Raw genomic sequence first — 18242 nt, forward strand, 5'->3', positions numbered from 1 at the left:
GTCAGTTGACTGACCTAAGCAGATTTTGGGATGTCTCGACCCGATCCCGAGAGCGACCGATCCAGACCCGCAGCAGTGCCAACAGCAGGTCGAGATCGACAGGCTTGGCAATATAGTCGGAAGCCCCGGCTTCCAGGCATTTCTGCCGGTCGCCCTTCATCGCCTTTGCTGTCACCGATATCAATGGAATATGCGCGATGGAGGGTGTGTTGCGGATACTCCTCATCGTCTCGTAGCCGTCCATCTCCGGCATCATGATATCGATCAAGGCTGCGTCGACGTCGGCATTCTCCTCCAGCAACGCTATCCCATCGCGACCGCGCTCAGCGTGAAGCACTTCGATATCGTAGGTCTCAAGGACGCTCGTCAGCGAATAGATGTTTCGAATATCGTCATCGACGATCAGGACTTTCGCGCCCGCAAGATTCGACCTGTTGTCAGCTCGTTCGACACCTGCCCCGCTTTCCTCGCGCAGTCCTCCCGGAAGCGTCGCGGATACATGGAGAGCCAATTGAGCAAAATTCTCAGCTCGTGGGACTGAGGACAAAGCGGGATTCAAGGCTAGCACCTGTTCAACTGCCTCCGAATGAGGGGCAAAGAACAGCAGCGGCGGAAGGCCGTCTGAAAACTGGTTGGTGAGCTCGTCGAGTGCCCGCGCATTATCCCTGGCAGACTTTCCAAGCCCAAGGACAACCGCATCGAATGAGGCGAGGTCGATGTCCTCCGCGGTTGCCGCGCGACTGATTGCGGTGACCGAGGTGACGCCGTCCCGGATCGTCTCGACCAGGGAAAGGCGGCGCTCGGGATCGGAGTCAGCCACGAGCACCCGGCGCTGGACGCGCAGGTTCCTCGAATGAATTTCCTGGAACACCTTCACCAGCTCCTCGGATGACACCGGTTTGGTCGAGATGCTCGATGCCCCTTTGCGAGCGAGGCTATCGATGTCTTCCGCTCCGGAAATCACATGAATGGGAATGCCGGCGGTCTTCGGATCATGGCGCAGCAGGTCGAAGAGCACCCATCCATCGATGTCCGCCAGGCCGAGGTCCAGCGTGATCGCGTCCGGCACCAGCTTGCGCGCCAGCGCCAAGGTTCCGGAGCCTGCGGTCGAAAGGACGCCTTTCAACCCGGCAGACCGTGCCAGGCCCAGCAGCAGACCGCCAAACGTTGGGTCGTCCTCGACGATCAAAACGACCCTGTCTTGCGCCGATATGGCGTCGCGATCGTCCATCAATTCCGCCGACGGCAAACCGCTGGGCGCCGCTGTCGTCGCGATTGCCTCGGTGGCCGGAAGCAGTTCCGGCTGGCTGGCGGCGGCAACCCTGGGACCATCGATCGGAATGACGAGCGTAAACGTCGATCCTTTGCCGGGAATGCTTTCAACTCTTAGCTCACCGCCGAGCAAACGGGCGATCTCACGGCTGATCGAGAGCCCAAGACCGGTCCCTCCATATTTGCGGCTGGTCGTGCCGTCGGCCTGCTGGAACGCCTCGAAAATCAGTTTCTGTTTGTCTTCCGGGATGCCGATACCGGTGTCGGTCACCGCTATCGCAAGCGCTTTCCTGGGCAGCTTGGCGCCGTTGCGGCGTCCCGCTTTTTCCATTTTGAAATTCAGGCTGACCTTGCCTTCGGAGGTGAACTTGAAGGCGTTCGACAGCAGGTTGAGCACGATCTGCTGCAACCGCTTCTCGTCCGTACGCACGGTTTCCGGAAGAGCGGGATCGACATTGATGGTAAAGCCCAGACCCTTGTCGGCTGCAAGCTGGCGGAACGTGCGCTCCATATGCTGGCGCAAATGGGCGACCGGCATATCGTTGATGTCGATCGAGACCGTGCCGGACTCGATCTTCGACAAATCGAGGATGTCGTTGATCAGGCTGAGAAGGTCGGTACCGGCCGAATTGATGGTGCGAGCAAACTCGACCTGCTTTTCGTTGAGGTTGCCCTGCTGGTTCGTAGCAAGCAGATTTGAAAGAATGAGAAGCGAATTGAGCGGAGTTCTAAGCTCATGGCTCATGTTGGCGAGGAACTCGGATTTGTACTTGGAGGTAAGCGCCAGCTGCTCGGCTTTCTCCTCGAGCGCCCGGCGCGCCATCTCGATTTCGAGATTTTTGTTTTCGACCTGCTTCTTCTCATTCTCCAGAAGTTGAGCCTTCTCCTGGAGTTCCTCGTTCGTGGCGTGCAGTTCTTCCTGCTTTTTCGTCAGTTCTGTCTGACGCGCCTGCAGCTCGGACGTCAGCAGTTGCGATTGCTTGAGAAGGCCCTCGGTGCGCATCGTCGCGGCGATCGTGTTGAGGACGATGCCGACCGATTCCATCAGCTGATTGAGAAACGATTGGTGCGTGTCGCGGAACTCGCCGAAAGACGCGAGCTCAATGACGGCCTTGACCTCATCCTCGAACAGGGCAGGCAGGATGATGACATTCGCCGGCGAGGCGCTGCCAAGCCCCGATGTGACGCGCAAGAAGTCCGGCGGAACATTGTCGAGCATAATGGCTCGCTTGTCGGCAGCGCTTTGTCCGACGAGACCCTCACGCAGGTCGAGGCGTTGCTTGATTGCCGCCTTGCTCTCGGCACCATAGGACGCCGCCAGTTCCAGATAGGACTCCTCCTCGTCCCGATTGGTCACGTAGAAGACGCCGTATTGCGCGTTCACGAGCGGAGCGAGCTCGGACATGATGAGACGCGACACGGTGGCCAGATCGCGCTCTCCCTGCAGCATGCGGGAGAAACGCGCGAGATTTGTCTTCAGCCAATCTTGCTCGGCGTTTTTCAACGTCTGATCCTTGAGATTGCGGATCATCTCGTTGATGTTGTCCTTGAGCGCGGCGACCTCACCGGAAGCCTCGACGCTGATCGAGCGCGTCAGATCGCCCTTCGTCACCGCCGTCGAGACCTCGGCGATTGCGCGGACCTGGGTGGTCAGATTGGCCGCCAACTGATTGACGTTGTCCGTAAGATCGCGCCACAAACCGGCGGCGCCAGGCACGCGTGCCTGGCCTCCAAGCTTACCTTCGATGCCGACTTCGCGCGCGACATTGGTCACCTGGTCGGCAAAGGTGGCCAGCGTTTCGATCATCCCGTTGATGGTGTCCGCGAGGGAGGCGATTTCGCCCTTCGCGTCCACAGTCAGCTTGCGTTTGAGATTGCCTTGTGCAACCGCAGTCACGACGTCGGCGATGCCGCGCACCTGGTTGGTCAGATTGGTGGCCATCAGGTTGACGTTGTCGGTCAGATCCTTCCAGGTGCCGGCCACGCCACGCACTTCGGCCTGACCGCCAAGCTTTCCTTCCGTGCCGACTTCACGTGCGACGCGTGTCACCTCGCCGGCGAAGGAGTTCAGCTGGTCGACCATGGTGTTGATGGTCGACTTGAGCTCGAGGATTTCGCCCTTGACGTCGACGGTGATCTTCTTCGAGAGATCGCCTCGCGCGACCGCGGTCGTCACTTCGGCGATGTTGCGAACCTGGCCGGTCAGATTCTCGGCCATGGAGTTCACGTTGTCGGTCAAATCCTTCCATGTGCCGGCGACGCCTCGCACCTGGGCTTGGCCGCCGAGCTTTCCTTCGGTGCCGACTTCGCGCGCCACGCGTGTCACCTCGCCGGCGAAGGAGTTCAGCTGATCGACCATGGTGTTGATGGTCGACTTGAGCTCAAGTATCTCGCCCTTGACGTCCACGGTGATCTTCTTGGAAAGGTCGCCGAGCGCCACGGCCGTGGTCACTTCCGCGATGTTGCGCACCTGGCCCGTCAGGTTGGCCGCCATCGCATTCACATTGTCGGTCAGGTCCTTCCAGGTGCCGCCCACGCCTCTGACCTGCGCCTGGCCGCCGAGCTTGCCGTCCGAGCCGACCTCGCGCGCCACGCGCGTCACCTCCGAGGCAAAGGAATTCAGCTGATCAACCATCGTGTTGATCACGTCCTTGATCTGCAGGATCTCGCCCAAGGCATCGACGGTGATCTTCTGCGTCAGATCGCCGGTCGCGATCGCGGTTGCGACCTTGGACACGTCGCGCAACTGCACGGTCAGGTTGCCGGCCATGGCGTTGACATTGTCGGTCAGGTCTTTCCACGTGCCGCCGACGCCTTCCACATGGGCTTGGCCGCCGAGCTTGCCTTCCGAACCGACCTCGCGCGCCACGCGCGTGACTTCGGAGGCGAAGGAGTTCAGCTGGTCGACCATCGTATTGACGGTATCCTTGAGCTCGAGGATCTCGCCTTTGACGTCCACGGTGATCTTCTTGGAAAGGTCGCCCCGGGCGACGGCTGTCGTCACCTCGGCGATGTTTCGAACCTGGCCGGTCAGGTTGGCCGCCATCAGGTTGACGTTGTCAGTCAGGTCCTTCCAGGTTCCCCCGACGCCCCTCACCTCGGCCTGCCCTCCGAGCTTGCCTTCCGTGCCCACTTCGCGCGCAACGCGCGTGACTTCGGAAGCGAAGGAGTTCAGCTGATCGACCATCGTGTTGATGGTGTCCTTGAGCTCGAGTATCTCCCCTTGCACTGCCACCGTGATCTTTTTCGACAGGTCGCCCGATGCAACCGCCGTCGTGACCTCGGCAATGTTGCGCACTTGGCCGGTGAGGTTCTCGGCCATGGAATTGACGTTGTCGGTCAGGTCTTTCCATGTGCCGGCGACGCCGCGAACCTGGGCCTGGCCGCCGAGCTTGCCCTCGGTGCCGACCTCGCGCGCGACGCGCGTGACCTCGGATGCGAAGGAGTTCAGCTGATCGACCATCGTGTTGATGGTGTTCTTGAGCTCGAGGATCTCGCCCTTCACGTCGACGGTGATCTTCTTCGATAGATCCCCCAGCGCCACCGCCGTCGTCACCTCGGCGATGTTGCGAACCTGGCCGGTCAAATTCTCGGCCATGGAGTTCACATTGTCAGTGAGGTCCTTCCACGTGCCGCCAACGCCTTCGACCCGCGCCTGGCCCCCGAGCTTGCCTTCCGTGCCGACCTCGCGCGCGACGCGCGTCACTTCCGATGCGAACGAGTTCAACTGATCGACCATCGTGTTGATGGTGTTCTTGAGCTCGAGGATCTCGCCCTTCACGTCGACGGTGATCTTCTTTGACAAATCGCCTGACGCCACCGCAGTGGTCACCTCGGCGATGTTGCGCACCTGGCCGGTAAGGTTGGTGGCCATGGCGTTGACGTTGTCGGTCAGGTCCTTCCACGTGCCGGCCACGCCCTTCACGCGGGCCTGTCCGCCAAGCTTGCCCTCCGTTCCAACCTCACGCGCGACACGTGTCACTTCGGAGGCAAAGGAAGCCAGTTGCCCCACCATCGTGTTGACGATCTTGCCTATGCGCAGGAACTCCCCGCGCAGCGGGCGGCCGTCGATTTCGACCATCATTGTCTGGGATAGGTCGCCTTTGGCCACTGCCCCGATGACGCGGGCCACTTCGGCGGTCGGTTGAACCATGTCTTCGATCAGGTCGTTGACCGACCTGACGCTTGATTCCCAGCTGCCGGTAGCATTGCGGACATGACCCCGCTCGCCAATCCTGCCGTCCTTGCCGACGACCCTGCTCAGCCGCTCGAACTCCTTCGTCACCTGATCGTTGAGTTCGACGATCTGGTTGAAGGCATCGGCAATATCGGAATCGATTCCCTCATAGATGTTGTCGATCCGGATGGAAAAGTCGCCTCGCCTGAAGGCCTTTAAGGAATTGAGAATCTGACGACGATCTAATTGCGCCCTTGATGCCTGCACGCTCACAGTGCCACTCCCCAGTCCACCTGTTTGTGAAGAAACTGATGATCAGATGAAGTCCCGCCCTCGCGGCGAGGTACACAATTCACCGCAAGCTCCAAAACGTGGTAGGGGCAAATTTGTTCCGACGCGCAGATCGAATCTTATCCGCACGCCGGCGAGCGCTTAAGAACGCGCAAAGGCTCGCCCTTTATTTGACATGCCTCGCCCTTGGAATTGCTTGGCGTATTCCGCCCAATCGGAAGCTGCGACACCGCCGCCCGCGGGCTCTTGTCAACTTTGGCGAACCGCTTCGTAAGCTATTGACGGATGAGGATTATGTTAGTCGCAGAGGGGCGATTCAGCAGACGTCCGGCAAGGCTGGCTCGCCTCATGCCATCTCTGGACGTCTTGAAGCTTCGCGGATCGCCTTGTGGACATTGCGCTGCAGATCCATGAACTCCGCGCTCTCCATGATCTCTTCCCGGCGCGGGCGCTCTATGTCGACGTTGAAGGTTCGCATGATGCGTCCCGGGCCGATCCCCATGACGACGATGCGGTCGGACAGGTAGACGGCCTCCTCCACGTCGTGGGTGACGAAGAGCACGGTCAGCCGGTGCTCTTCCCAGATCTGCGTCAGCAGCTCCTGCATCTGGTGCCTGGTCAAGGCGTCGAGCGCGCCGAAGGGCTCATCCATGAGCAGCATCTTGGGCCGGTAGGACAGCGCCCGCGCGATGGCGACGCGCTGTTTCATGCCGCCCGACAGTTCCGACGGATAGAGATCGGCGCAGTGCGGAAGCTTGACGAGGTCGAGATGCTCGCGCGCGATCCTGCGGCAGGTCGAGCGATCATGGCCGGCGGCCTTGAGGGCAAATTCTATGTTCTGCTGCGCCGTCAGCCAAGGCAGCAGCGTGTAGGACTGGAAGACGACGCCGCGGTCGAGGCCGGGCTTGAGGATCGGCGAGCCGTCGATGTCGAGCTCGCCCGCGTCGAAATCCTGCAGCCCGGCCACGATCGACAGCAGCGTGCTCTTGCCGCAACCCGACGTGCCCACCAGCGAGACGAACTCGTTGTCGGCAAGATCGAGATTGATGTCGCGCAGCACCTGCGTGCGCCGCTCCCCGGTGCCAAAGCTCTTGTGCAGGCCTTCGATGCGAAGTTTGGGCAAGCTCATCGGCCGAACCTCATTGCGCATGGCCTTCCTGCCGGAACAGCACCTTTCCCAGCGCCTTCATCACCTGGTCGGTGATGAGACCGAGCACGCCCAAGAGCAGGATGTAGCCGATGATGGTGTTCGTCTGGAAATAACGCTGCGACACGGTGATGCGGTAGCCGAGGCCGGACGTCGCCGCGACGAGCTCAGCCAGCACGAGCCAGGTCCACGCCCAGCCCAGGCTGATGCGCAGCGTATCCCAGATGCCTGGCAGCGCGCTGGGCACCACGATGCGCGTCAGGATCTTGCGGTCCGGCAGGCCGAGCGTCCTGCCGAGGCCGACGAAATCCGTCGGAACCCGCTTCACATTGTCCATGATCATCAGGACCTGCTGGAAGAAGGTGCCGATGAAGATGATCAGGAACTTCTGGGCGTCGCCGGTGCCCGACCAGAGGATGGAAAGCGGCACGAAGGCGACCACCGGCATATAGCGGATGAAATCCACCAGCGGCTCGACAGCAGCTTCCCAGACCCTGAAGCTGCCGATCAGCACGCCGATCGGTATCGCCAGCGCCGAGGCGATCAGGAAGCCGATGGAGATGCGGTATATCGAGGCCTTGAGGTCCAGCCACAGCGTGCCGTCGCTCCAGAGCTTGCCGAGCTGCCCCGCCACGCTTTCCGGCGAGGGCAGGAAGATGGGCTTCACCAGCTCCAACCCCGTTGCCGCCCACCAAGCGAGGCCGAGGCCGGCAAAAACGACCACGGCGATCATCAGGAAGCGCGACCGTGTGATGGGCGCGCCGATTCCGGAGGATCGGCGGCGCGGCACCGGTCGCGCAGCCGGTCCTTGCGCGGCGCCGGACTGGCTCGTTTTGGCGGCACGCTGCTCGGACATCCGCGCTACCACCGCGACGCAGCCTTCATCATTCCGCGGCCTTGACGAATGACGGGTCGATCATCTGCTCCGGCGTCACGTCGGCCTGGAGCAGCCCGGCATTCTTGGCGGCGGCTTCGACGTCGGCGAACGTTTTGGTGGAGAACTCGCCGGTCAGAGCGCTCTTGTTCTCGGCGAGAGAATAATAGCGCACGCCGTCGAAGGCGGTGTTGAGGTCCTCGACACTGGAACCGACCGCCTTGGAAATGATGGCGCGGCCGCCAGCGGTATCGCCGTTATAGTCCTCCAGGGCCGCATCCCAGGTCTTGATCATGGCAAGCACCTGGCCGGGTCGCGACTTGATCACCTCGTCGCGCACCACAAGCACGTCGCTGATCAACCCGGGATCCTCGCCGGCGGTGAAGAGCAGCTTGACGTCCTTGTTCTGCGCCCTGGCCGCGGTGAGATAAGGTTCGTAGGTGACCGCGACCGGGACCTGTCCGGCAATCAGCGCGCTGCCGGCGTCGGCCGCCGGCATCGGCACCGGCTGCACATCGGCGATGGACAGGCCGTTCTTGGCAAGGGCGTATTTGAGCAGGATATCGCTGGTCGTGCCCTCCTCGAAGGCGACCTGCTTGCCCTTGAGATCGGCGACGGAGGAAATATCCTTGCCGGCGATCATGGCGTCGGCCGTCATGCTGACATCGAGCAGCAGCACGATTTTCACCGGCAGGCCCGCCGCAACCATACCCATCGCGGTATGGGTCGCGATGTTGGCGGCATCGAGCTGGCCGCTCGCGAGCGCGGCGTTGATGTCCTTGTCTTCCGCGAAGTTGACGATTTGGACGTCCGACAACCCGCTTGCCTTGAACAAGCCCTTGGCCTCGGCGACGTGCCATTGGCCATAGCCGAGCCATGGCTCGATGCCGATCTTGAAGGTTCCCGCTTCAGGCGTCGCGGGAATGGCCGTGTCGGCGGCATAGGCCGCCGGGGCGAACACGATGGCGGCGGCCACGGCGAGTGCACGAAATTGTCCTGCTAGGTTACGCATCATCTCTGTTCCCCTTTATGATCGCGCCGCTCTTTGAACTGCATATCCGGCCTGGATGAGAATGCGGGCTTATGCTCTTGCGGCACTGTGGCTCGGCGTGTCACCTGCCGCTTCGACGGAAGCGCAAGGATACTCAACGTCAGCGGCGGTGAATGTCAAGGCGAAAATACATACATGCATATACAAGCTGGAGCAGCTGAATCCGCGGCTTCCGGGGTATCGGGCCGCATCCGTTCGCCACAAGGCGTTCGATCGATCGCCTCCAGGAAGTCCGTCACGCGATTTGCGCCGGAACAGGGCTCGCCTTGCCGCGATCAGCCGCTTTTGGAAGGAGAGTACCGGCTGCCGAGCGAATAGCGGCTGCCGACATAGGTCAGCTTGCTGATGGTGGCGACGATCGCTCCCGTCCACGTCCGGCGGTGCAGAAGCAGGCAGCAGCTGCCGGCATCGATGCCCAGATGCCGCGCCGTCTCGGCATCGGCCGGGATTGCCGAGATGATATGCTCGACCTCGGTCACCGGTGTCTTCTGCATCAGATAGTCGTAGGTCGCGGTCTTGGAAAAATCCTGCTTGTCGTAGTCGGGTATCAGGCTTGGATTGACGAAGCGCTCTTCCAACTGCACGGGCAGATCGTTCTCGAAATTGACGACGACGGAATGGTAGACCGACGAACGCCTGGCGAATTCGAAGGACAGCGCAAGCTCCTTTGCCGGCATGATTTTTTCGAGGACGAGAACCTCGGAACGATGCTTGTTGCCGCGTGCCAGGATCTCGGCCGCGATATTGTTGATCTCGATCAGGGCCGATTGCGGCCGCGGCGGCGCGATGAATGTTCCCACGCCCTGCAGCCGGATCAGAAATCCCGCCGAGGTCAGTTCCCGCAAGGCACGGTGGATCGTCATCCTGGAGACGCCAAGCGCTGCCACGAATTCATTTTCGGACGGCAGCTTGCGGTCCTTGCTCCACCGGCCGGTTCCGATGTTCGTCAGGATGTAGTCCTTGACCTTCTCGTAGAGAGGGCTGGCCGTATCGGGCAAAGTGTTCATTTCAGATGTCCTTTCCGGCAAGCATCGGAAATCAGGAATGCTCGAGCGGTTGCCGCATCCGGATGATTGTTTTCAAGCCGTCGCCCTGGCCTTCCAGCAGCCGCCGATAGGCCGCGGGGACCTCATCCAGGCCGATCTCGCGGTCAATCAGGCCGATCAGCCGCTCGCTCAGCTCACCCAGCATCCGGATGGCATCGGGAAGCTCGTCGGCGAAGGCGTGGCAGCCCAGCAACGCGATCTCCCGCTCGACCAGCAGGTTGGGGTCGATGTCGAGCCGGCCGTGGAAGATGCCGACCATCGCAATGGTGCCGCCCGGGCCGAGAACACCCAGTAACCGACTGAGCGCGGCGATGCTGCCTGTCGCCTCGACGGCCGCAAGCAAGGGGGCATTCGCGGTCGCTGAAGCAATGGCGTCCGCGTCCAGGTCGACGATCGTGGCGCCGGTCACGCGCGCAACGCGAGCGCAGCGGCCTTGGTTATGGTCGACGATCAGCACGGTGCCCGCGAACGCCCGCGAGAGCAGCAACGCGGCAAGGCCGCCGATGGTCCCGCAGCCGAGGACAAGCACCGAGGCCTCCGCTTTCGGCAGGCGTCGCACCGCATGCAGCGCAACGGCGAGCGGCTCGGCCATCGCCGCTACCCGTGCATCAAGCGCGGCATCGACGCTATGCAACAGGCGCGCGGGAAGGACCACCTGTTCGGCAAATCCGCCGTCGCATATTTCGCCGACGAAGCCGAGCGACGTGCAGAGATGGCGGCTGCCGGCACGGCATTGTGTGCACTCTCCACACCAGAAGCGGGAATCGGCGACCACCCGGTCGCCAATGGCGATGGTGTCGACGCCCTCTCCGACGGCGATCACCGTGCCCGTCAATTCATGGCCGGCCGTCGAAGGCGAGCGGCTTATCCATTGGCCCGTGCGGAAATTGTGCAGGTCGGAACCGCAGATGCCCGCGGCGTCCACCTTGAGCTTCACCCAGCCCGCGTCGGGGACGCCCGGGGCGGCGATATCCTCAACGCGCAAGTCGCCGGGTCCGTAAAGTCGCGCGGCCTTCATCGTCATCGCTTCCCTCAGACCGAGAGATAGCGGCTACGGATTTCCGACACCGCATTTTCATGCGAGCTGAAGCCTTCGTAGCGGGCGAGCGTGCGCGCATGCCGGGCGAGTTCCGGATAGGCCGCCGACGTCACATAACCGACTGCCGAGCGCTTGACGAAATCCGTGACCGCCAGCGGCCCATACGTTCGCGCCCACCGGCTGGTCGGCAACACGGCATTGGGCCCGAGGACAAAGTTGGCGAGCGTCACCGGCGTATGCGGACCCATGAGGATCTCGGCCGCTTCGGTGATGTACCCGAGATGCGCGAACGGTTCCTTCGACAGGATCTCGAGATGCTCCGGGGCATAGTCGTTGATGAAGCGGTAGCTGTCTTCAAGGGACGCGGTCAGCACGATGCCGCCGCGCTTTCCGGTCAGCACCGCGCGCGAGAATTCGACGCGCTGTTCGGTCATGCGGGACCAATGCTGCGGCAGCGCGGCAAGCGCGGCCTCGGCGACCTTGCGGCTGTGCGTCACCAGATAGGCCGAGGAATCCGGCCCGTGCTCGGCTTCGATCAAAAGGTCCAGCGCGGCAAGGCCGCCATCGACGCTGTCATCGGCAAAGATGATGGCTTCGGAAGGGCCGGCCGGAAGGCCGGTGTTGATGACCGAGGACAGAAGGCTCTTTGCCGCCACCACCCAGGGACTGCCCGGCCCGACGATCTTGACGGCGGGCTTCACCGTCTCGGTGCCGTAGGCGACGGCGGCGACCGCCTGGGCGCCACCGCATTTGTATACAGTCTCGACGCCGGCGAGGCGTGCGGCGACCAGGGTCGCGGCATCGACGGACCCATCGGAAGTCGGCGGCGTCACGATCGCGATCTGGGGCACGCCGGCAATCACAGCCGGAACCGAGGTCATCATCGTCACCGACGGGAACGCACCCTTGCCGCGCGGAACGTAAAGCGCCACGGAGGCGATCGGGGTGTATCTGTCGCCCGCATAGGCGCCCGGCCGGATTTCCTTCAGCCACATCGTTTCCGGACGCTGCTCCTCGTGGAAATGCCTGATGTTCTCGATACCGAACCGGATGCTCTCCACGACATCCTTCTCGACCTTGTCGAATGCCGCGTCGAACTCCGCTTCCGAGACTTTGAGCCCGCCATCGGCCACATCGGCCTTGTCGAACTCGCGCGCGAACCGAAGCAGGGCGGCGTCACCTTCGGTCCTGACCGCCTCGATGATCGGACGGGCTTTTTCGACGAAAACCGAAAGATCGGCTTCGGCGCGCCTCAAAAGGCTGGCCCGCCGGTCGGCATCGAGGGTCGACAGGTCGTGGAAGCTGATATCGGACATGGCTGCTCCTTCTCCTGGAACGCAGTGGCGGTTGGCGATGGCCAGTCACACGCCTGGAAGACCGTGAGACCGGCAACACGGGCAAGGACCGCAGGTAATGCCAGCCTGTAAAAGTATATACATGTACGTATAACGGCTGCCAGCATTTTCTGGATCCTGCCAACTCGAGCATAGCTGATCGAAGGCCACTCAGATCGACGCGAGAAAGCCGCCATCGACGGGGATGGACTGACCGGTGATGTAGGCCGAAGCATCGGAGGCGAGGAATACCGCAATTCCGTGCAGGTCCGACAAGTCGCCGAAACGGTGTTGCGGGATCTTGGCGAGCATTGATTGCCGCCATGCCTCATTGCCGTAGAACACTTCCGTCATTGCCGTCCTGAAATAGCCGGGGGCGATGGCGTTGACCCTGATCCCCAGATCCGCCCACTCGGCCGCCAGCGCGCGCGTCATGCCGAGCAGGCCCGACTTCGACGAGCCATAGGGCACAGCCGTCGGAATCCCGACTTCGGAGGTGAGCGAGCAAAGATTGATGATGACGCCCGGCCAGCCGGCGTCCTTCATGTGCTGCGCGGCGGCCTGGGCGCAGAAGAATGCGCCTTTGAGATTCGTGTCGACGATCCGGTCCCAAAGTGCCTCGTCGACATCGAGCGAGGGGCGGACTTCCTCCATCCCGGCATTGTTGACGAGAATATCGAGACCGCCGAGCAGGCCGGCGGCCTCGGCCGTCGCCGCCCTGCAGCGGCCGACATCGGTGACGTCCAGGGCGATGGCATGCGCCACCCCGCCGGCGGCGCGGATGGCTGCCGTCGTCTCCGCAAGCGAGGCAAGGCTGCGTGCCGTGACGGCGACATCGGCGCCGGCCGCGCTCAGCGCCTCGGCAATGGAACGCCCGATGCCGCGGCTTGCGCCGGTGACAAGCGCTTTCCGGCCCGACAGGTCGAAGAGCGGAGCGTTGCGCATGCGATCCTCCTTGGCACGGCCGGCGTAGCGATCTCGCCTTGAGTCTAGTGGATCGAACTTACCTATACAAGCATATACAAATCAACTGGGTTGCGGTAGTGGTTGAGGGCATGCGCGACAACCGGTCGATCTGGAACCGAGACCGCGAAGTCGCTCCGTCTTTCATGGATTTGAGAGGCACGATCGATGCGCCGCTTGGTTGACCATGGAGCGATGAGCGCTGCCGGTTATGCCATGCCCTGGAGCGTAGGGCCCGGCCAGCGGGTGGAACTTGCCCTCTCCTGCAACCGGCCGGTGGAGAGCGTGCGGATATGCCGGCTGGACACGCAAGCCGCGGACTTTGAGGATTGGCCAGTCGAGGCGACATCCGAGCCGGACGCCCATCGCAGCTTCGATCATGGATCGTACCTTCGCCTGCGCGCCGAGGAGCTTGCAAAGGCGCCTGCTGTCAAGGGCATCCGCTTTGAGCTGTTTCTCACCCGCAATACGGGGCCGCGCACGATCCTGGAAGCGGGCTCCTTTCTGCTGGGCCTTCGCGATGGGGCGATCGCCTTGGAAACGCGGAACGATCGTCTGTTGTCTGCGCCGGTTCCGCAAGGGGTTTGGCTGACAGTCGAGCTCGGCATGCATGAGGAGGAGCCGTTCTTCACGCTGAAATCTCACGACCTCCTCGCCCCTTACGAATTCAAGCGGCGCCTGCGCGACGCCGAATGGCATCCACAAGGGCGCGACATCCTCTTCGGCGCGAGCGGCTCTCGAAGCGAGCTGACCCTCAATGCGAGATTTGCAGCTATTCGGCTGGAGACTTCCCAAGGGCCAATCGCCTGGGATTTCCCGACCCTGCTGCCGACGGGACCGATCCCGTCGTCAGGCGGACCGGTTCCGCTGGCGCTCGATGCGATCAATCAACCTACATTCTGCGTGACATCGGCGCGCTGGGACGGATCGAGCTTCGACCCCCGGCTCGTGCCTTCGCACTACGATGCCGTCCATTGCCATGACGATGACATGGGACCGCTCGATTGGCCCGCTTCCCACCGTGCCGCGGTGCCCGAGAATGCGAAGCCGGGCGTATACGCTTTCCAGGTGGAATGGGACGGCGGCTACGAGCGCATCGTGTTCTTCGTCACCACCGCGCGTGCCTCCTCACCGCTGCTTTATCTGCTGCCGACCGCGACCTATCTCGCTTACGCGGACGAGTATCTCCCCGACCATCTCTATGAATGGAAGTGCGACGACCGCGGACACCGCTTTGCCATCGCAAACAGCCTCAAGTCGCTCTACGACTATCACTCCGATCTCAGCGGTGTGTCGATCTGCTCCTATCGCAAACCCAAGGTGACATTGCGGGACGACTACAACTACCCGCTATGCGGCTGTCCTCACAACTTGCCGGTCGATCTGCATTTCCTCAGATTCTGCGACGAGAACGGCATAGCGCTCGATATCGTCACCGATCACGATCTGCATCGGCGGGGGATCGAGGCTCTCCGCGGGCATCGGGCCGTCGTGACCGGAAGCCATCCGGAATACATGTCGACCGACATGGAAGGGGCGCTGCGGCAATTTGCGGCCGAGGGCGGTAGCATCGCCTATCTCGGCGGAAACGGCTTTGCCGGAACGGTTGCCTTCAAGGACGATCTGATGGAACTGCGCCGCTCGCCCCTGGAACCCGGCCGCACATGGGACGGCCCCGTCAGCGAACAATATCTGTCGATAACCAACGAGCCTGGCGGCCACCTTCGCTCTCGCGGCCGCGGCGAGTTTTCACTGGTCGGCGGCGCGATTTCGCTGATGGGTTTCGACGGCGCGCGCCCGTTCACGCGAACGCCCGAAAGCCACGCGCCGGAATGCGCATGGCTGTTTGAAGGCATCGAGGATGAAACCTTCGGTTCGGAAGGCATCGTATTGGGTGCCGCCGCGGGTTACGAGGTGGATGCGACGAACCCGGCCCTGGGCACGTCGGCCGACACTATCGTGATCGCCCGCGCGACGGACTTTCCGGCTGGCTTCTTCCAGGATCCCTCGCGCTGGTACGCGGGCGGGGATGAAGAGCGCGCCGGGCGTCGCTGCGCCGAAATGACCTTACGAAATCTTGCTGCGGGTGGCCTGATCTTTTCAGCGAGTTCGGTCGCCTGGTGCGGCGCGCTGCCTGCCGGCAAAGCAATGAACGACGTGGGGAGGATCACCCTGAACCTGCTTAACCGTCTCTCGGCATTGCAAAGCAGGAGGCCAACTCCGACGCCGAGCGATCGCCCTCCGTCGTGACGCCATGGCCTTTTAGTTCCTCCGGGCCGGTGATGCGGGCGCATCGCCGACGAAAGAGGAAACGGCGTTCGACCGAGAACGCACAAGCAGGTAGAAAGCGGCCAAGTGCGTGATCATCTGCAACGGCATGTAGATGACCGGGAATGCGTACATGGCGCCGAGTTCGCCAGCGACTGCAGGAAGATCGACCCGGACCGCGTCATAAAAATCGACGGCGATGTCCGCCACCCCGACGAGATTGAAGGCGATGACAAGCAGCCAAAACAACGGTCGCACCCTGATCGTGAGCAGCGCCAGCAAGGCCAGCGCCCCGGTTGCGAAGTTGCCATAGGCTGCGAAGGTGGCGAAGCCGTCAGGCAGATTGGGGCCAACCACGCCAGGAAGGAGGAAGGCGAGCCCGAAGAGGCGCAAGCTGTGCAGGGCCGCGATGGCCCGTTGCGCATCGAAATGATCCATCGCCCTGAGCCTCGGCCATATATATGCGCCGAAGCAAAGCAGCCACGGGATATAACCCAAGATGAGATGGGTCAGGAACACGATTTGCGGTGACATGCGAGCTCCCTCGTTGGGTTTCGTTCACGAGACCGCGGCCCGAACACCGCGGCATGCCGAGCCGACCTTTCCTCGGCTATAGGCTGCGAAGAAAGTCGATCATCGCCGAGTTCACCTCCGGTGCACGTTCCTGCTGGGTCCAATGGCCGCAACCCGGCAGGATGATCGCCGGCCGTATCTTGGGAACCAGCGCCGATTGCTTGGCGATGATTGGTCGAAACACGTCAAGGATGATATCGCGGTCGCCCGCGATGTAGAGCGCTGGAACGGCGACCTCGGCCTTGCCGAAGGCGGCCATGAGTTCCCAGCTGCGGTCGATGTTGCGCCACCAGTTCAGGGCGCCGCGGAATCCGCTCCGCCCGAACGTCTCGACATAAACGTCGATGTCGGACTCGCTGATCCAGGAAGGCAGGGACGCCGGATTTGTGAGGAAATCCCCGTTCCGGGGAACCATCCCCGCGGCGAATCCGCCGGCGTTGGCCGATGGCGGGCTGTCGCCCGAAAGCGAGTAGAACATGGAGCGGAAGGTGCGACGAAGATCGCGACCGAGCGCCGCCTCGGCCTCCGGGCTCTGGAAGTAGAGCTGGTAAAACAAGGCGTCCTGGGTTCGCGGCATCAGCGTCGTCGGCGGCCCGGCGTCGCCGAATCCGCGCGAGCGGTACGGCGGACTGAACGCGATCACGGCGCGGAAGCGGTCGGGGCGTAGAAGCGCCGTTTGCCAGGCGATCGCGGCGCCGATGTCGTGGCCGGCGATCACCGCTTGTCTGGCATCCAGAGCGTCGACGAGGCCCACCATGTCGCCGATGTCATGGAGGATCGTATATTTCTCGAGTTCCTCCGGACGATCGCTCCGCCCATAGCCGCGCAAGTCGGGCGCCACGGCGCGAAACCCGGCCTTCGCCAGCGCGCCAAGCTGATGGCGCCAGGAATACCAGCATTCGGGAAAGCCATGACAGAGGATGACGAGCGGACCTTCACCCTGTTCTGCTACATGCAAGCGGATGCCGTTCGTCTCGATCATGCGATGCGTCACCTCGGGTGTCGCCGAATCCACCCAGGACGCCGGCTCCGGGCCTCGGCCGCGTTCCGCGGCGGCGAGCCCAAGGGGCCCGGCGAAAGCGGCCCCGATGGTGAGCGCACCGGTCCAAAGGACGTCGCGTCGGGAAAATGTCGCATCTCGCATGGTGTCGCTCTCCTGAACATCGCGTATCTGGGCCTCGATGGCGCCGCACTGCCGAATTGCGGCGTGCGTCCAGACTTGCCCGCCAGATCTAAGGCCGCTGCCCGCGATCGACTATTGGCGATAACGTCAATGGGCTATGAAGCGGAACTTCACAGTCAGGCGGCGTGATGAGGAGCCGGCTTTGCATCCGGCCCTGACGATCTGCCGGTCGAATTCGGCTCTGCGACCGCGATTTGGTGTCTGGACCGACTAAGCTGCTGGCCTGTTCGCAAAGCTATCTGCCAGCATATTGATGACAGCGAGGTGCGGGGCTGTTTTCGTATAGCTTCCAGCCGGGTTCGATCTTGCGACTGAGCAATTTACAGTGCGCTATTTGGTCGCTTCGAGCTTGTCGATCGCTGCGCCGAAGCCTTTCAGCGAAACCGGAATGGTCACCGGTTTGCGCGTCACCGATTCCATGCCGATGTTCAGGGTCGTCCCGGAACGCATCGCCTTGACCAGCTCGGGCGCCAGCGGCACCGCGGCATAGGCGCCGTTCTGGTCACTGGTCTGGATGGCCACGGTTGCCTTCTTGCCGCTGTCGATCTGGTACGAGGCGCCCGAAGGCAGGAACAGCCCGTGCGGCAGGGCAAGCAGCATGGCAAACCCGGCGGCGTTCTGCTGACCGCGCACGGTCACGGTCAGCACCCGCTGGCCGGTCTTGGCTTCGGTAAGATTCTGCGAGACCTGGCATTGCAGCTCCGTTCCGGTCGACCCTGAGGAGCAGTTGACCACCCAGGGATTGGCGTCGGCCGGCTTCGTCTCGGCGGGCTTGGCATCTTCAGCCATGGCAGGACCTGTCAGCAACAAAACCGCGCTGAGGCCGGCGGCCAAATATCCTGATCGCCTCTGTACATTAAAATTCACTAATATAGCTCCAATTCTCGCATTACAACTTCGGCGCCTGTAGCCGGCTTAGTGAGTCCGAGTCGTCGGAGAAAAAATCGGTGTTGCTCTACTACCACAGGACTCCAAATTCTATGTTAATACGGTACCTCAACCGTTAATTGCGGTGCAATACCAT

The 18242-nt window shown here is 62.3% G+C and carries 12 protein-coding genes; 1 reads left to right on the forward strand and 11 read right to left on the reverse strand.

The features are described from left to right. Position 1: 1 nt before the first annotated feature. The 8 genes from FJ419_RS11015 to FJ419_RS11050 all read right to left on the reverse strand — a co-directional run bounded on the left by FJ419_RS11015 (position 2) and on the right by FJ419_RS11050 (position 13176). A complete protein-coding gene (locus FJ419_RS11015; RefSeq protein ID WP_140692416.1) occupies positions 2-5716 on the reverse strand; it encodes a HAMP domain-containing protein in 5715 nt (1904 codons plus the stop codon). 370 nt (positions 5717-6086) lie between these two features. Continuing rightward, positions 6087-6869, reverse strand: coding sequence for an ABC transporter ATP-binding protein (locus tag FJ419_RS11020; protein WP_140691366.1), 783 nt, complete (start codon positions 6867-6869; stop codon positions 6087-6089). A 10-nt stretch (positions 6870-6879) separates the two neighbouring features. Further along, on the reverse strand, positions 6880-7620 hold the full coding sequence (locus tag FJ419_RS11025) for an ABC transporter permease (protein ID WP_181170680.1): 741 nt from the start codon (positions 7618-7620) through the stop codon (positions 6880-6882). A 151-nt stretch (positions 7621-7771) separates the two neighbouring features. Continuing rightward, positions 7772-8773, reverse strand: a complete 1002-nt coding sequence (locus FJ419_RS11030; protein WP_140691369.1) for an ABC transporter substrate-binding protein — start codon at positions 8771-8773, stop codon at positions 7772-7774. Positions 8774-9087: 314 nt separating this feature from the next. Then, a complete protein-coding gene (gene hutC, locus FJ419_RS11035) occupies positions 9088-9819 on the reverse strand; it encodes a histidine utilization repressor (RefSeq protein ID WP_140691372.1) in 732 nt (243 codons plus the stop codon). 31 nt (positions 9820-9850) lie between these two features. Continuing rightward, positions 9851-10876, reverse strand: a complete 1026-nt coding sequence (locus FJ419_RS11040) for an alcohol dehydrogenase catalytic domain-containing protein (RefSeq protein ID WP_140692418.1) — start codon at positions 10874-10876, stop codon at positions 9851-9853. A 14-nt stretch (positions 10877-10890) separates the two neighbouring features. After that, a complete protein-coding gene (hisD, locus tag FJ419_RS11045; RefSeq protein WP_140691375.1) occupies positions 10891-12213 on the reverse strand; it encodes a histidinol dehydrogenase in 1323 nt (440 codons plus the stop codon). Between the two features lie 189 nt (positions 12214-12402). Next, positions 12403-13176, reverse strand: coding sequence for a glucose 1-dehydrogenase (locus FJ419_RS11050; RefSeq protein WP_140691378.1), 774 nt, complete (start codon positions 13174-13176; stop codon positions 12403-12405). A gap of 213 nt (positions 13177-13389) precedes the next feature. Between FJ419_RS11050 and FJ419_RS11055 the strand changes: the two genes are divergently transcribed. Next, positions 13390-15444, forward strand: coding sequence for a N,N-dimethylformamidase beta subunit family domain-containing protein (locus FJ419_RS11055; protein WP_246679179.1), 2055 nt, complete (start codon positions 13390-13392; stop codon positions 15442-15444). 12 nt (positions 15445-15456) lie between these two features. On the opposite strand, the gene FJ419_RS11060 is transcribed toward FJ419_RS11055, so the two are convergent. From FJ419_RS11060 to FJ419_RS11070, 3 genes are all read right to left on the reverse strand, one after another. Further along, positions 15457-15996, reverse strand: coding sequence for a hypothetical protein (locus FJ419_RS11060; RefSeq protein ID WP_140630438.1), 540 nt, complete (start codon positions 15994-15996; stop codon positions 15457-15459). Between the two features lie 76 nt (positions 15997-16072). Beyond that, a complete protein-coding gene (locus FJ419_RS11065) occupies positions 16073-17017 on the reverse strand; it encodes an alpha/beta hydrolase (RefSeq protein ID WP_140691384.1) in 945 nt (314 codons plus the stop codon). 531 nt (positions 17018-17548) lie between these two features. Continuing rightward, entirely contained in the window at positions 17549-18007 is a 459-nt protein-coding gene (locus FJ419_RS11070) for an invasion associated locus B family protein (RefSeq protein WP_140542703.1), read from the reverse strand. Between the last annotated feature and the right edge of the window lie 235 nt (positions 18008-18242).

This window comes from Mesorhizobium sp. B2-6-2, from assembly GCF_006440615.1.
GTDB lineage: Bacteria > Pseudomonadota > Alphaproteobacteria > Rhizobiales > Rhizobiaceae > Mesorhizobium.

Excerpts from the sequence above, each read along its gene's own strand:
- FJ419_RS11060 (WP_140630438.1), bottom strand. The coding sequence starts at position 15,996 with ATGTCACCGCAAATCGTGTTCCTGACCCATCTCATCTTGGGTTATATC.
- FJ419_RS11065 (WP_140691384.1), bottom strand. The coding sequence starts at position 17,017 with ATGATCGAGACGAACGGCATCCGCTTGCATGTAGCAGAACAGGGTGAA.
- FJ419_RS11020 (WP_140691366.1), bottom strand. The coding sequence starts at position 6,869 with ATGAGCTTGCCCAAACTTCGCATCGAAGGCCTGCACAAGAGCTTTGGC.
- hisD (WP_140691375.1), bottom strand. The coding sequence starts at position 12,213 with ATGTCCGATATCAGCTTCCACGACCTGTCGACCCTCGATGCCGACCGG.
- FJ419_RS11050 (WP_140691378.1), bottom strand. The coding sequence starts at position 13,176 with ATGCGCAACGCTCCGCTCTTCGACCTGTCGGGCCGGAAAGCGCTTGTC.
- FJ419_RS11025 (WP_181170680.1), bottom strand. The coding sequence starts at position 7,620 with ATGATCGCCGTGGTCGTTTTTGCCGGCCTCGGCCTCGCTTGGTGGGCG.
- FJ419_RS11055 (WP_246679179.1), top strand. The coding sequence starts at position 13,390 with ATGAGCGCTGCCGGTTATGCCATGCCCTGGAGCGTAGGGCCCGGCCAG.
- hutC (WP_140691372.1), bottom strand. The coding sequence starts at position 9,819 with ATGAACACTTTGCCCGATACGGCCAGCCCTCTCTACGAGAAGGTCAAG.
- FJ419_RS11070 (WP_140542703.1), bottom strand. The coding sequence starts at position 18,007 with ATGGCTGAAGATGCCAAGCCCGCCGAGACGAAGCCGGCCGACGCCAAT.
- FJ419_RS11040 (WP_140692418.1), bottom strand. The coding sequence starts at position 10,876 with ATGAAGGCCGCGCGACTTTACGGACCCGGCGACTTGCGCGTTGAGGAT.
- FJ419_RS11030 (WP_140691369.1), bottom strand. The coding sequence starts at position 8,773 with ATGCGTAACCTAGCAGGACAATTTCGTGCACTCGCCGTGGCCGCCGCC.